Here is a 15,886-nt window from a genome sequence, read left to right as displayed (position 1 = left end):
AGGCAATTACATGAAAAGCAAACTGAAAAGTATCGTGTTACTGGCCGCTCTCTCTTGGGGCGGCCTGACGGCACAAACGTACGACTATCCGTTTCGTAATCCGGACCTTCCGTTGGATGTCCGGGTACAGGATATCATTTCCCGTCTGACGCTGGAAGAAAAAGTCCAGTTGATGAAACATGCCGCCCCGGCTGTTCCCCGTTTGGGTATTCCTGCTTATAACTGGTGGAACGAAGCGTTGCATGGCGTGGCTCGTACGAAGGAAAAGGTGACTGTTTTCCCGCAGGCGATCGGTATGGCTGCCACCTTCGACACGGAAGCTCTTCAAAAGATGGGAGATATGACCTCTTCGGAAGGACGCGCCCTGTTCAATGAAGACCTGAAAGCAGGCAAGACCGGCGAAATCTATCGTGGACTGACTTATTGGACTCCGAATATCAATATCTTCCGTGATCCCCGCTGGGGACGTGGACAGGAAACCTATGGCGAGGACCCGTACCTGACAGCCAAAATGGGTTCGGCGATCGTCCACGGCCTGGAAGGAAATAATCCGGAGTATCTGAAATCGGTGGCTTGTGCTAAACATTATGCCGTACACAGCGGTCCTGAACACAACCGCCATTCTTATGACGCCCGTGTTTCCATGTATGACCTTTGGGATACTTACTTGCCCGCTTTCCGGGAACTGGTGACTAAAGCGAAGGTACATGGTGTGATGTGCGCCTATAACCGTTTTGAAGGAACTCCCTGTTGCGGGCATAACGAGTTATTACAGGATATTCTTCGTAACCAGTGGAAGTTCGACGGATATGTGACGTCCGACTGCTGGGCAGTCAGTGATTTTACCAAGTATCATAAAACACATAGCAACGATACGGAAGCCGTAGCCGATGCCGTTCTGAACGGTACAGACCTTGAATGCGGTAATCTTTATCAGAAATTGCAGCAAGGGGTGGAGAAAGGCTTGATCTCCGAGAAAGATATCAATGTATCTTTGGCTCGCCTGTTCGAAATCCAGTTTAAGCTGGGTATGTACGATCCTGCTGACCGCGTGCCTTATGCATCTATCGGTCGTGAAGTGATCGAATGTGATGCCCACAAAAAGCATGCCTATGAGATGGCGCAGAAATCAATGGTGTTATTGAAGAATAATAAGAATATCCTACCGTTGAATGCCTCCAAGATCAAACGTATCGCCCTGATCGGTCCGAATATGGATAATGGCAGCACGCTGTTGGCTAACTATTTTGGTACGCCGAGCGAAATCATTACCCCGTATAAGAGTTTGCAGAAACGCTTTGGTAACAGTATTCAGATCGATACGCTGACAGGTGTCGGTATTGTTCAGAAACTCGAAGGTGCTCCTTCTTTTGCTCAGGTGGCTGCTCAGGCTAAGAAAGCAGACATTATCATTTTCGTGGGTGGTATCAGCGCTGATTATGAAGGCGAAGCCGGTGATGCCGGAGCTGCCGGTTACGGTGGGTTTGCCAGCGGTGACCGTACAACGATGAAACTGCCTCCCGTGCAGACCGAACTGATGAAGGAACTGAAAAAGACGGGCCGTCCGCTAATCCTGGTCAATATGTCCGGTTCCGTGATGAGCTTCGACTGGGAGAGCCGCAATGCCGATGCGATCCTGCAAGCCTGGTACGGCGGACAAGCTGCCGGCGATGCCATTACCGATGTTCTCTTTGGCGACTATAACCCGGCCGGCCGTATGCCGTTGACTACCTATATGAATGACGAGGATCTTCCGGATTTCGAGGATTATTCGATGGCAAACCGTACGTACCGTTATTTCAAAGGCGATGTAAGATATCCGTTCGGCTATGGTTTGAGTTATACTACCTTCGGGTATGCTCCTTTGCAGAATGCCTCCACCGTCAAGACCGGAGAAAGCATTCAGGTAACCACAACCGTAACGAACACCGGAAAGCGTGCCGGCGACGAAGTGGTTCAGTTGTATGTATCCCATCCGCAGAACGGCAACACCCGTGTCCCCTTACGTGCCCTGAAAGGTTTCAAACGTATTCATCTGGATACAGGCGAAAGCCGGCAGGTAACCTTCACCCTTTCTCCCGAAGAACTGTCTTTGGTGGATGAAAAGGGTAACCTGGTCGAGAAAGAAGGCACAGTCGAATTATATATCGGCGGCGGCCAGCCTTATAAATCGGAAGGTAGCTTCGGGGAACTGAAGATTGAAGGGGAGAAATATGTAGTTTATTAATTTCTATTGCATATCACAACTGTGCTCCTTTCATATCACAGTTGGATTCCGTTTGTTTCACAGATGGATTTCTTTTGTATCACAGCTGTGATATGCAAAAAGAATCAGATGTAAATAACAAGGGAAAGCAGGCAAACAGCACTGCCTCCCTTGTAATAACCAATAACCGGAAGGGAGATAGAACACTCCGGTATACGAGCTTGCAGGCGATTGATCCGTTTTCATATCTGTTGGGATCAATTACTGCAAGCTTTGTTATTTTTACCCCGATATTGGTTGTATAATTATTTATTTACTTATTTTTGCGCGGGGATATTAGGAGATGAGACATCCGCTTTTTACTATTATATACAGAGAAAAAACTATATTGCTATGATTATTAACGAGAGTACATTCAAAGATGCATATAATGATTATTTTGAAATTGTATGTCGTTTTTTGAATTATTATACCCGCGATTATCAGGCAATAGAGGAGATGGTTCAGGATGTCTTTGTCTGCTTATGGGAAGACTACGAAGAAAAGGAAATATTGAATACAAATGTAGTAAATTGCACAACGCATCGTGCAATTGAGGTAGATACAAGATAATTCCGGACTTTATCGTGCATTGACATCAGATGGAGATGAAGTATTTCAGCAGCGTCCTTTGTACGAAGATTTATTCTTTCAATATTATCGTCCTGCCTTGCATAAAGAGGAGGAGGTAAAGGCTTCTGCCGGGGGAATTTACCTCTCACTACAAAAGAAGAGCAGTGTGAAACTTCCAATGGGCAATGTTTCCGTCTTCGGCCGCTTTTTGAAGAGGCTGGGAGTAATGACGCAACTGGTGACAGGGGCGGTTGTATTTAGTGGTTGAAAAGTCGTGAATACGCAATAATAATCCACACAATAAGCAGCTATTTGCTATTTTTTATAGCGATAGCTGCTTTTATATTTGTGTTTGAAATGAAGAGACACATAATTGAACAGCATATCCCTTAGCGGAGCACAATTTATTTACAAATGAAGAAGATTTTAATACTATCCCTGTCCGTATTGAGTACACTCTTATTTTCTGCTTGTACGGATCAAGCTAATCAGCCGGAAAGTCAGGCAGAAAATATCATAGGAAAACACACCATCCGCTTTACGGAACCTCCTAAACGTATACCCGCACCGCATTCGGTCGATGCACCTTTGTTGGGGAATGGTTTTACCGGGGTAGCCTTGTCGGGAACACCGGAGTCGCAGGTCTTTTATGTCGCCAGGAATGATTTCTGGAGACTGAAGTCTGCTTTGGACGAATCATTTCCTCTTGTCCTGGGTAAGATAGAACTGGATATCCCTCAATTGAAAGATGCCTCCTATCTGGTGGAACAGCAGCTATATGATGCCGTATCGACCGCCCGTTTTACCAAAGGGGATATTTCCGTTTCCTACAAAGCCTTTGTTCCTGCCACGGAAGATATGCTGATAGTGGATTTGAATATGGAAGGGAATGGTTCTGTGGAAGGTACTGCCGGCATATCTTTCTTGGGAAAAGAAGAACAGATTAATAAACCGCCTCTTGAACGGATATTCCCCGATGTCAGGGAGCATGAGACGAAACCGAATGGTGTCGAGTATCTGTCCCGTGCCTTTGTAGACTCTGTCGATATACCGACTAAAGGTGCTATGGCGTTACGGGTAAGCGGATCTACGGATGGCAAATTTACCCTGGAACCGGGAAAAACGGTCCGTTTGGTGTGTGCCTTCTCCAGCAATTTCAAGAGTGACGATTGCGTGGCTACCGTCATAAAAAAAGTAGAAGATTTTACTCCGGCACGACAGGCTGAGATAGAGAAAAGCCATAAAGAATGGTGGCGGAACTATTGGGAAAAATCGTATGTCAGCATACCGGATAGTGTAATTGAAAAACAATATTACCTTTCTCTTTACGGCATGGGTTCCTGTAGCCGGGATATTGATTTTCCACCCTCTATTTTTGGTACCTGGATCACGAAGGAACGCCCTTACTGGAATGGGGACTATCATCTGAACTATAACCATATGGCCCCTTATTATGCGCTTTACTCAGCCAACAGGATCGAGCAGGCTGATCCCTATATTTCCTCTATGCTGGCACAGATAGAGAGAGGAAACTATTACTCGGAGAAAGTCACCGGTATTCCGGGAGGTATTTTGCTGCCTGTAGGTGCGGGACCTTTGGGTGTTGAGACGACTCGCAGGACTCCGTTCATGGATACCTATTATTATGACTGGATTAAAAGCGGAAATATAGAAGACGAAGGTATGTTCTGGGGACAAAAAAGCAACTCTGCCTATGCTGTCGTTAATATGTCTATGCAGTTTTATCATACCTGGGATGAAGTCTATACCCGGAAAGTGTATCCTTTCGTAAAAGGGGTTGCTACCTTTTGGGAGAATTACCTGACACGTGAAGGTGACCGCTATGTCATTTATAATGATGCGATCCATGAAGGTACGGTCGGGACGATGAATCCGATTCTATCATTGGGACTGGTGCGGATGGTGATGCAGACCGTTTCTGACATGAGCGCTCTTTTAGGAGTCGATGAGGAAAAGAGAACGCAGTGGCAGTTTATCAACAAGCATCTTTCCGATTATCCGTTGCAGGAGCGAAACGGTAAGACAGTCTTCCGGTATACGGAAAAAGGTTGCGATTGGTGGGACGGAAACACACTGGGAATCCAGCATATTTATCCGGCAGGCCAGATCGGTCTGAATAGTGATCCCAAGTTACTGGAGGTCGCTTATAACACAGTCGATGAAATGCAACGTTGGCTGGATTCCAATGGAAGTAACAGCTTTTTCCCGGCAGCCGTGCGGATCGGTTATAAGCCGGATAGCATCCTGGTTCATTTGAACACTTATTCAAAACATACCTACCCGAATGGCTTCCAGTTAAATAACCCGCATGGTATTGAAAACTGGAGCACGGTACCCAATACAATCAACGAAATGCTCTGTATGGGACATCAGGACATTGTCCGTGTCTTTCCTGTATGGCCCCGCGGTAAGGATGCCTCGTTCCATCAGATCCGGGTAGAAGGTGCCTTTTTGGTTTCCGGCGAACAGAAAGGCGGAGCAGTCACATCTTTGACTCTTGTCAGTGAGAAAGGCCGCGATTTAACTTTGCAGAATCCGTGGAAAGGTAAGAAAGTTGAGATTACAGACCCGGTTGCCGGTAAGAGAACCGTGGACGGTGATTTTATAAAAATGAAGACAGAGGCCGGTCAGACGTACCGGTTTGCCATGGGGAAATAAAGGTCTGCAATAATAATCCGCTTAATAAGCAGCTATTTTTTATAGTAATAGCTGCTTTTATATTTGTATGGTAACGCCACCATTTTACCAGTCCGTTACCTCGCTAATGCAAAATAATATTAAATAGTTGTGCTCGAATCACGGAAACTATAACGGTATAGTATCCTTAATATAGATTCGGTAATAATGCAATGTATCATTTATAGAAAAAATACCACGAATGCACAAAATTGAGCAGTTATCAGACCAACAGTTAATGAAAGAGATTATGTCTGATAACTTTAAAGCTTTCACAGAGCTTTACAATAGATATAAACATACTCTCTTTCAGTTTGTCATCCGGCTTTCGCACGGCGATTATTCGATGGCAGAGGAAGTTGTGCAGGAGACATTTATCATTATCTGGGAGAACCGGAAGAAGATTGTGGTTGAATTTTCATTTCAGGGTTATCTGAAAAAGGTATCTCGTAACCTGTTTCTGAAAGAAACGGCAAAACGTATTCAGGAACAGTTGATGATCTCACAGATTGAGAATGTCAGGGAAGCCGAGAATTGTGTGGAGGATGAAGTCGAGTTGAACCTGTTGCTGGAGGAAGTGGAGCGTATCATCTCTATGTTGCCACCCGCCAGGCAAAAAGTCTATCGCTTGAAACACATCGAGCATCTTTCGCAAAAGGAGATAGCCAGCCTGCTGGGTATTTCGGAAAACACGGTGGAGAGTCATCTGAAACAGTCGACAAAGTTCCTAAGCCAAATGCTGAGAGCGAACAGGGGTGACTTGCTGAATGGCATAGCTTTATTACTTTATCCTATTTTTTCATTCTTATTTTAAAGGAATAACTATGAGCAGACAGATTGAATTATTAGATAAATTCTACGATAATAAAGCTACTGAAAGTGAAAAACGTCAGTTAGCCGGGCTGTTGAATGACCCGGACAGGTGGACGGATGATTTTGATAAAATATGGGATCATTCCTTCGGTCATATGCCTGATTCGACAGATGAGCGGATTTTTAAGGCTATCACTGCAACGGCTAACCCAACAAAGATAAATATCAGAAAGTTTTTTATGCGTATGGCTACCTGCGCGGCTGTTTTCGGTGCCGTCGCCATATCGTTATTCTATTGGAACGAAAACCGCTTGTTAACCAAATATAACGATATGACCGTAGAAGTAGGTCACGGACAAAAGTCGGATATTTCCTTGCCGGACGGCACAATAGTCCATCTGAATGCCGATTCCAAACTGCGTTATGGCAGTCATTTTAACGGGAAACAGCGTCAGGTCGAACTGACCGGCGAAGCCTATTTTGATGTAGCAAAAGATGCCCAATCTCCTTTCATCGTAAAAGCCGGTGATATCCAGGTACGTGCTTTAGGAACTTCATTTAATGTCCATGCTTATCCTGATGATGAAAATATCACGACTTATCTGGCAGAAGGTTCGGTTATAGTTTCATCGCCGGACCAGTCCCTTCATTTAAGTCCGGGAGAAGTGGCTGTCTATTCGTTGGCAGATACCCGGATGACAAAGAAACAAGAGGAGGATGACCGGTTGTTTATCGCCTGGATGAATAATGAAATGGTATTCAACGATGAGCCGATCCTGAATATTATCAAGCTGCTGGAGCGTAATTATAATGTGAAGTTTGAGATTAAAAGCGATAAGCTGAATAGCATAACTTTCACCGGTACACTGAAAAATGCCAGCTTGCAATCAACGTTATATGCTTTGCAATTTACCTCTTCTGTCTCTTATAAGAAAAAAGAGGACGTGATAGAACTCTATAGTGATTAACCCTTTAAATATTATCGATATGACCTAGAAAAAACACATGTACGCAAAAAGGGAAAGTGCTTGCAACACCTTCCCCTTCATTAGTCAATCAAGAGAGTTGAATATTCGCAAGTAGTCACTCTCTGGTAATTAACCATTTAATACTACACAAAAGTATGAATAAAAAATCAGAAACTATTTCTTCCTTTATTCAAAAAAGAAAGATTATGAGAAAAGTAGGGGTTATATGTTTGTCTGCCTTTCTCACAACTTCAGTATTCGCACAGGTAACTGTCAACGTAAAGCAACAAACGATCAAGCAGGCGTTACGTTCTATTGAGAAAGTAACTGACTATCGATTCTTTTACAGTAACCAACTTCCGGATTTGGATAAAAAAGTAACTTTCGAGGTGAATAACCAATCGATAGAAGCAACAATGAGCAAGTTGTTGAGCGGTACAGGTTTGGTTTACGAAAAGAAAGAAGATAACCAGATTTATTTGGGGATAAAAGAAAGTAAAAGTGGCCAGAAAGAAAATAAGAAAATTACAGGAACGATTGTTGATGACAAGGGTGAACCGGTAATTGGTGCAAATGTATCTATTAAAGGGTCAACGGTTGGTACGATTACTGACATTGACGGAAATTTCAGCTTGGATGCAATGTCGGGGGCGACATTGCTCATATCCTATATAGGATATGAAACTCAGGAAATCACGGTCAGTAATCAGTCTGTGTATAACATAAAATTGTCTGAAGATACACAAGCGTTGGATGAAGTTGTAGTGGTTGGTTATGGTACTCAAAAGAAGATAAACCTGACCGGTGCCGTAGCAACAGTAACTCCGGAAGACATCCAAAGTCGGCCGATAACCAATGTGACACAGGCCTTGCAAGGTGTCACTCCAGGTTTGAATATTACGTCATCATCTAAATTTGGAGGTGAAGTCGGTAGTCCCATGGATATGAATATCCGTGGTGTAGGTTCTTTGACAGAAGGGTCGGGTAAACCTTATGTATTGGTGGATGGTGTACCTATGGAACTGGATTTGGTCAATCCGAACGATATTGAAAATATCTCTATCTTGAAGGATGCTTCTTCGGCTGCAATTTATGGAGCAAGAGCTGCCTATGGTGTTATCCTAGTTACTACCAAATCTGGCTCGAAGGACGAGAAGTTCACTATCTCTTATAATGCAAACTTTGGCTGGAAGACACCTACCATGTTGCAAAAGACCGTTAATTCGTTGGATTTCGTCACGGCTATGAACGATGCTTGCGACAATGCCGGGGTGACGCACCTGTACACAGACGAAATGGTCGAACTGGTAAAGAAGAATATCGCCAGTGGTAATAGGATGGATGGTGTTATACCGGATCGTTCCAACCCTACGCAATGGGGACAGAATGGTGATACGTATGCCAATACGGATTGGACGGATGTCTATTTCAAAAATTGGGCATTTCAAAACAGCCATGACGTATCTATTACAGGTAGAACCGGTAAATCGTCTTACTATGCCGGTTTGGGTTATATGAAACAGGAGGGGCAGTTGAATTTCTTCGATGAAAACTATCGTAGATATAATGTGACGGTAAATAATAGTACTAAGCTTACTCCTTGGTTGACTTTTAAGTTGAACTCCAAGTTTGCACGAAGCGACCGTGACCTGCCTGTGGGTTATAGCGGATACGACCGTACCGTAAATTATCACATGATAGCAAGAGCTTATCCGACATTACCGGTTAGAAACCCGAATGGAGGTTTTATGGAGTCTAACAGTGTAGTTCAGATTTTGCAGGAAGGTGGTTCGGAAAAACAAGAGACTACTACAGCTTACATCACGCCTAGTTTCGAAATAAATGTGCTTGATGGATTGAAAGTGAATGGAGACTTTACCTATAATTATGTGGGATATAACCGTGATACCCATTTTGCCAAAGTGTATGTACAGGATGTAAAACCGACTGAGTCTCATTATCACCATGCGAATAACTTCAACCAAATAGAAGAGGAGCAACGGACGGATACGTACACTACCGGTAACTTGTATGCTAACTATCAAAAGGCGTTCGGCAAACATTCTTTGGATGCTTTGGTCGGTGGACAGCTTGAATACTTCAAGCGAAAAGGTTTGAAAGGTTCTAAACGCGACCTGATTACTGATAATGTCCCGTCTATTGGTACGGCTACCGGATTGACTAATTTGAGTGACGAGATCTCTGAATGGTCTACTGTTGGTTCCTTCGTCCGCTTGAACTACTCGTTCGACGATCGTTATATGTTTTCCTTCAATGGTCGTTATGATGGCTCATCCCGTTTCCGTGAAGGCAAGCGGTTTGGTTTCTTCCCTTCTTTCTCTGCTGCCTACAATATGCATCGTGAGAAATATTGGGAACCTATCGCACCGATTGTAAACACATTCAAACTCAGGGCTTCATATGGTACGCTGGGTAATCAGGAAGTACCTAACTATTTGTTCTATGAAACTATTCCTATCAAGACGAATTTAGAATATATCATCAATGGGGCTCGTCCTATCTATACGCAAACACCGGATTTGGTTAGCTGGGACTTGACTTGGGAAGAGTCTCGTACCTTGAATATTGGTGCAGATATGTCTTTCCTGGATAACCGTTTGAGCGCAACTGTTGAATGGTATTCACGTGAGACCGTCAATATGTTCGGTCCGAGTGAAGCACTTCCGGCTGTGCTGGGTAAGGATGCTCCTAAGAAAAATAATGCTTCATTGCGAACAAATGGATTTGAACTTACCTTGAATTGGAAACACCGTGTGAACAAGGATTTCAGCTACTCTATCACCGGTACGTTGGCTGATGCCCAAACAGAGGTAACTAAGTATAACAATCCGACCGGGATTATCTCGGATAAAACCTATTTTAAAGGACAAAAACTGGGTGATATCTGGGGATATGTAACCGATGGATTCTTTACTAGTGAAGAGGATGTCAAGAAGTCACCGGATCAATCGGCTATCCACGCTAAATGGAATCCCGGAGATATGAAATACATAGATTTGAATAAGGATGGTAAGATTGACTGGGGTGACAATACGATAAATAACCCCGGCGACAAAAAAGTCTTGGGTAACAATACACCGCGTTTCTTGTATGGTTTGATGTTTGCCGGTCAATATAAAGATTTCGATTTCAGTGTATTCTTTCAAGGTGTTGGTAAGCGCGATGTGTTTATCGGTTCTACTACTTATTTCGGTTTTCAGGGTAATAAGTATTTTGATAACGTTCATGAGCATAATATGGATTATTGGCGCGAAGATAATAAAGACGCATTTTTTGCTCGTCCTTATTCAACCGGCGAAGTGAGCAAGAACCAGCAGGTACAGTCTCGTTTTATCCAAAACGGTGCTTATTTGCGTTTGAAAAACTTACAACTGGGTTATACGTTGCCAAGCGAATTGTTGCAAGGAGTAGGTATTGACAAACTTCGTTTCTACTTCTCTGGCGAGAACCTCTTGACCTTCACAAAATTGATGGATGGCGTAGATCCAGAAGGTACTTCCGGAGCATGGGGGGATGCGAAGTCTTATCCGCTCTCATTAGTATGTTCGTTTGGTGTAAATCTTACTTTTTAATTGATTAGGGATATGAAAAAGAAATTATTGATATGTGCCTCTGTTTTAGCTTCTGCATTGGTAAGTTGTGATTCATTTCTCGACAGAGAGCCTTTGGATAAAATTAGTAGCGAAGCCTATTTCAAGACAGCTAAGGATTTGGAACTTTATGTGAATCAGTTTTATACAGTTTTTCCAGCATTTGGCGGTTTCGGTATCGGTTATTTGGCTACTGACGGTAATAGTGACAATATGGTTACTGAAGATTACAATACTCAGTTGGCCGGCTATACGACGGTACCTGGAAATGCTAGTGATGCCGGATGGAATTGGGGAGAGATCCGTTCTATTAACTATATGTTGGGTAATCTGGGACACATGGAGACTGCGTTCGATCAAAACAAGCAATTTATCGGCGAAGCGTACTTCTTCCGTTCTTACTATTATTTCTCTTTATTGAAAAAGTTTGGCGATTTGCCTTGGGTCAATGAGGCATATGATACTGACTCTAAAGAGTTGTTCAACCCGCGTGTTGCTCGTAACGTTATCGTTGATTCTATGTTGGTTGATTTAGACAAGGCTATCGAGTATATTCCGGAAAAAGGCAAGGTTGATGCCGGACGTTTATCTAAAGAGGCTGCTTTGCTGTTTAAATCGCGTGTGGCGTTGTATGAGGCTTCTTGGGAAAAATATCATCAAGGTACCAAGTTTGGTGTGGAAGGATCGGACTATAACGCTTATTACCGTGTGGCTGCTGATGCGGCTAAGCAAGTGATGGATATGGGAACCTATTCTTTGTTTACGACCGGCGATCCGAATACCTCTTACTACAATTTGTTCAATAAAACGGAGTTCCAAGATAATCCGGAAGTCATACTTGCACGTACCTATTCGCTTTTACTGGGATTGACTCATAGAGCGCAGAATTATCTGATCTATAGAGGATCCCGTACCGGTTTGAGCAAGAGCTTGGTAAATGATTATCTTTGTTTGGACGGAAAGCCTGTTGCTGCACATCCGGAACATTCAGATAAGAACTTGACTGACGAAATAAAAGATCGTGATCCCCGTCTGGCACAAACTATTTGGTGTCCGGGTGACTTACGCTATGGAGTTGGTGAAGAACCTTTGTATTTCGAACTTCCTTTTTTGAATTTGACAGGCGAACAGCATTGTACGACTGGTTATCAGTTGAAGAAAGGTTCTGATCCTTATTGTGTGGATACGGAAAATGCAGAGACTGGCGTTATCGTGTTCCGTTATGCAGAGGCTTTGCTGAATTATGCAGAAGCTAAGGCTGAGTTAGGTGAAATCACGCAAGAGGATGTGGATAAAACAATCAATGTCATTCGCCAGCGTGTGGGTGTGGCTGGTCTCCAGTTGAATAATATTGCGAACGACCCGAATTGGCAGTTCCCTGCCCTTTCTCCTATTATTAACGAAGTCCGTCGTGAAAGACGTGTGGAGTTTGCTTGCGAAGGCTATCGTTTGGACGACTTGATGCGTTGGAGAGCACACGAACTGATTGTAAACAAACGTTTGAAGGGATATTATTATAATGCTTCTGATTTTCCGGAGATCGTTGTTGGAGAAGGTGTTTATTTGGATGAAAATGGGTATGTAGATCCTTATCAGGTATCTTTGCCTAACGGATTCCAGTTTAATCCGGAAAGAGATTATTTGTTACCATTGCCTACCACAGAACTGGTATTGAATGGTAAATTAGAGCAAAACCCAGGTTGGAATTAAGTTCTTAGGCTTAGATGCCCTCAGTCCCTAGACCAAGCCCCCCTCAGTCTAGGGACTTACTTTGTCTCAGTTTGGCAGGGAGTAATAATCCACTGAAAAGGTATTTATTTGCTATATTATAAAGAAATGGGAGTTTGTATTTTTGTAGCTTTGATAATTATAAGAATAAGATTTTATGAAAAAGCATTGGAACATTATAGGTCTATTGATATTGTCAATATTTCTGTTCTCCTTTAAACCCAAGGAGAAAGATCCTGAAATTATTTATTTGCGGGAAAACCCTACACCGGGAATGCAGTTGTCTGCTACCGAAGTCCAAAAGTATGTTTATCAGCGGACGGGTAAATTGTTGCCGATAAAGAAATTTGGGAAAGGAAAGGCGGCATCTGCCATCATGTTGATATGTGATAGTATGAAGTTAGAACCTGAGGCGTTTAGCCTTTCTGTTGAAAATTCGTCCCTTTATTTGAAAGGCGGGTCGGATGTCGCCCTTTTGTATGCCGCCTACCAATATGCCGAATTGTTGGGTGTGCGGTTTACATTACATGGAGATATCATTCCGGACACTCCCTATCAGGGTTCTTTGTTGCAATGTGGCAAAGGAGATTATAAGCCGTTATTTGCATTGAGAGGCTTATTGCCTTTCCATGACTTTCCGGAAGGACCGGATCTGTGGAACGAAGATATGTATAAGTCTTGCATGACACAGATGGTAAAAATGAAAATGAATTTCTTCTCTTTGCATACTTATCCGCATGTAGAGCCGAATGTTTGGGTCGGCTTGCCGGAGGATATGGATAAAGAAGGAAATGTAACTTATTCGTATCCTACAACCTTAGCTAATACCAGCCGTCCGGGAGCCTGGGGATATTCGGCTATGGATACACGTGATTATTGCTGCGGAGCTTCTGCTCTATTTAAAGATTCTATATACGCCAGTCCGCTTGTAGAAGGACTTTTGCCATGGCCGAAAGGGCAGGATCAGATGAACGAAGTGTTTAATCGTACCGGAGCTTTATGGGATGATGCATTCTCTTTCGGTAAACAATTGGGTATTCGCTTTTGTGCAGGATTGGAATCACCTTTGTCTATTCCTAAAGAAGTGGCAGAACGTTTGAAAGAAAAGAACATAGCTCCTGGAAGTCGTGAGGCGAAAGAATTATTATATAAAGGTATCTTTTCACGTATACAGAAAAGACATCCATTGGATTATTTCTGGTTGTGGACTCCGGAAGGATGGACTTGGGGGACTCCTTCCAAGGAATCTATACAGAGTACGGTGGAAGATGTTCAGATCGCTCGTTCCGTATTGTCAGAAATGGGGGATCCTTTCGGTTTCGGATTAAGTGGTTGGGTATTAGGACCACCCAATGATACGAAGTTGTTTGACCGGTATTTGCCAGCCGGTGATTTTATGTCTTCATTGAGCCGTTTGGTAGGGCAGGAGCGTATTGATCTCGGATATAAAGAACTTCCGAATAGCCGTATGAAAATGCCTGTACTTTGGTTGGAAGACGATCCCGCTTTGACGACTCCGCAATTTTGGGCAGGACGTTTGCGTAGTGATATAGCAGAAAGTTATGCGGCAGGTTGTAGCGGTATAGTAGGTAATTTTTGGCGAACTCGTTCCATCGCTCCCAATATTATAGCCATGGCTGATGCTTGTTGGGAACAGGAGGATTGGAATCCGGATTTTGGAAAGCCGTATCAGTATGTCCCTGTGCCGACGAATGATATTCGGATAGGCGGTGTCGGGACAAATTATTACAGGCATATCAAAGGGACGGAAGACCAGTACTTATACAATACCCAGCGTTACGATTTGGAAGGCTTTAAAGTGAAGGTACCCAACGGAAACTATAAAGTGACTTTCTTGTTCAGTGAAACTATGTTTAACGAACCGGAAAAGCGTGTTTTTCATCTGAAGATACAGGATTCGGAAGTATTGCGGAATATAGATGTTTTTAAAGCAGCCGGACGTGATAGTGCTTATACGATTACTTCCGGTATGGTCAAGGTGGATAATTATACGTTGAATATTCAGTTTGAACCGGTGGTTGGTCCTACGTTTTTATCCGGATTTATAATAGAAGGGAAAACGGCAGATGTGAACCAAATCAAAGGTACGCCTTACAGGCGGTGTATAGATGTGGGCGGCGGTTTATATAAAGATTTTGAAGCTGATTTGAGTGAACAGGTTGGAAATAAGCAAGAAAGGCCTCGTGATATGTCTGCTACTTCCCTGTATTAGGATTATGCGTGTCATGAGTTCGGACCGGAAGTAGGTAATCGGGTGGCTACCATTTTTGAATCGTTGGATGGAACAGTCGGAAATGAGGGACATTTGGGATTCCGTATGCCTCGTCCGGCAGCTTGGATTACCGGTCCGGGTGTTATTCAACCCAATGAAACGCCTTGGGAGGAAGAAGCGGTTAAATATGCATTTGTCGATTCTTTATATGCCTTACGAGGGCTGATCAAAGGGAAAGGGAATAAAGCCCGTTTTGATTATTGGTTGAATACGTTCTCTTGTTTGCGAACGATGGGTGAATTAGGGTGTATGCGCGGATTGTTGGATAAACAGATGCAAGAGTTGTCTGCCTTGTTGTCAGAGAATGAGAAACGCTCTTTTGTAGAAGATAAAATACTTCCTTTGCGAGTAGACCTGTCACGTAAATGGGAACAGATGATCGGTTATTTGATGCAAACTGTATATACATCCGGAGAGTTAGGAACTCTTATCAATTTAGAATCACAAACCCGGAAGACTTACGGATTCCTGACTAAATACGATAAAGAATTGGAAACAGCCTACGGGAAGATATTACCGGCTGAAATAGGTTTGTCTAAAACCTATTCGCAGTCTCCCCGCCTGATTGTTCTCAATGAACGTACGGTTCTTGATAAGGAAGAAGACTATAAGATGGAGGTAGTTGTTTTAGGAATGACTAATTCAGATAAAGTTCCGGTCTTGATGTATCGTGAATTGGGGAAAGGAAAGTTCAAAGCTATAAAAATGGTCTGTGAGAAAGGAAATATCTTTAGTGTACAGATCCCGGATAATACAGGAAAAACGCTCGAGTATTATGTTTCGATGGAGATAGAAGGAAAAGTCTTATCTTACCCTGCATCTGCACCTGAGAAGAATTCAACTTGGGTTAGGCTGTAAGTAAGCAATAATAATCCACCAAATAAGCAGCTATTTGCTATTTTTCATAGCGGTAGCTGCTTTTATCTTTGTACCCGATAAGATATGTCGCATTGAAAAT

Annotated in this window: 10 protein-coding genes; all 10 read left to right on the top strand. The window is 43.2% G+C overall.

Features of this window, described 5'->3' with window-relative positions; genetic code table 11:
* Positions 1-10: 10 nt before the first annotated feature.
* Positions 11-2,227, top strand: coding sequence for a glycoside hydrolase family 3 C-terminal domain-containing protein (locus DWW91_RS16605; protein ID WP_122328368.1), 2,217 nt, complete (start codon positions 11-13; stop codon positions 2,225-2,227).
* Between the two features lie 372 nt (positions 2,228-2,599).
* Positions 2,600-2,818, top strand: coding sequence for a sigma factor (locus DWW91_RS16600; protein WP_229102406.1), 219 nt, complete (start codon positions 2,600-2,602; stop codon positions 2,816-2,818).
* Positions 2,819-2,837: 19 nt separating this feature from the next.
* Positions 2,838-3,086: a DUF3874 domain-containing protein gene (locus tag DWW91_RS16595; RefSeq protein WP_048314368.1), complete on the top strand. Its 249-nt coding sequence runs from the start codon at positions 2,838-2,840 to the stop codon at positions 3,084-3,086.
* A 146-nt stretch (positions 3,087-3,232) separates the two neighbouring features.
* The gene (locus DWW91_RS16590) at positions 3,233-5,497 is read left to right on the top strand and encodes a hypothetical protein (protein ID WP_048314366.1); all 2,265 of its coding nucleotides are present in this window, start codon (positions 3,233-3,235) and stop codon (positions 5,495-5,497) included.
* 220 nt (positions 5,498-5,717) lie between these two features.
* On the top strand, positions 5,718-6,329 hold the full coding sequence (locus DWW91_RS16585) for an RNA polymerase sigma factor (RefSeq protein ID WP_007654740.1): 612 nt from the start codon (positions 5,718-5,720) through the stop codon (positions 6,327-6,329).
* Positions 6,330-6,339: 10 nt separating this feature from the next.
* The gene (locus tag DWW91_RS16580) at positions 6,340-7,296 is read left to right on the top strand and encodes a FecR family protein (protein ID WP_010802063.1); all 957 of its coding nucleotides are present in this window, start codon (positions 6,340-6,342) and stop codon (positions 7,294-7,296) included.
* Positions 7,297-7,502: 206 nt separating this feature from the next.
* Positions 7,503-10,889 carry a SusC/RagA family TonB-linked outer membrane protein gene (locus DWW91_RS16575; RefSeq protein ID WP_007654729.1) on the top strand — a complete coding sequence of 1,129 codons (3,387 nt, stop codon included), beginning with the start codon at positions 7,503-7,505 and terminating at the stop codon, positions 10,887-10,889.
* Positions 10,890-10,901: 12 nt separating this feature from the next.
* A complete protein-coding gene (locus DWW91_RS16570; RefSeq protein WP_053078007.1) occupies positions 10,902-12,617 on the top strand; it encodes a RagB/SusD family nutrient uptake outer membrane protein in 1,716 nt (571 codons plus the stop codon).
* A gap of 175 nt (positions 12,618-12,792) precedes the next feature.
* Positions 12,793-14,868, top strand: coding sequence for a malectin domain-containing carbohydrate-binding protein (locus tag DWW91_RS16565; RefSeq protein WP_122328367.1), 2,076 nt, complete (start codon positions 12,793-12,795; stop codon positions 14,866-14,868).
* Between the two features lie 42 nt (positions 14,869-14,910).
* Complete coding sequence (locus DWW91_RS16560; protein ID WP_122328366.1) at positions 14,911-15,786, top strand: hypothetical protein; 876 nt, start codon at positions 14,911-14,913, stop codon at positions 15,784-15,786.
* Positions 15,787-15,886: the final 100 nt, after the last annotated feature.

The organism is Parabacteroides sp. AF17-3 (assembly GCF_003635445.1).
In the GTDB taxonomy this organism is placed as follows: Bacteria; Bacteroidota; Bacteroidia; order Bacteroidales; family Tannerellaceae; genus Parabacteroides; species Parabacteroides goldsteinii.
Note: the sequence above shows the minus strand (reverse complement) of the source record. Positions and strands in the feature narration are given on the sequence as shown.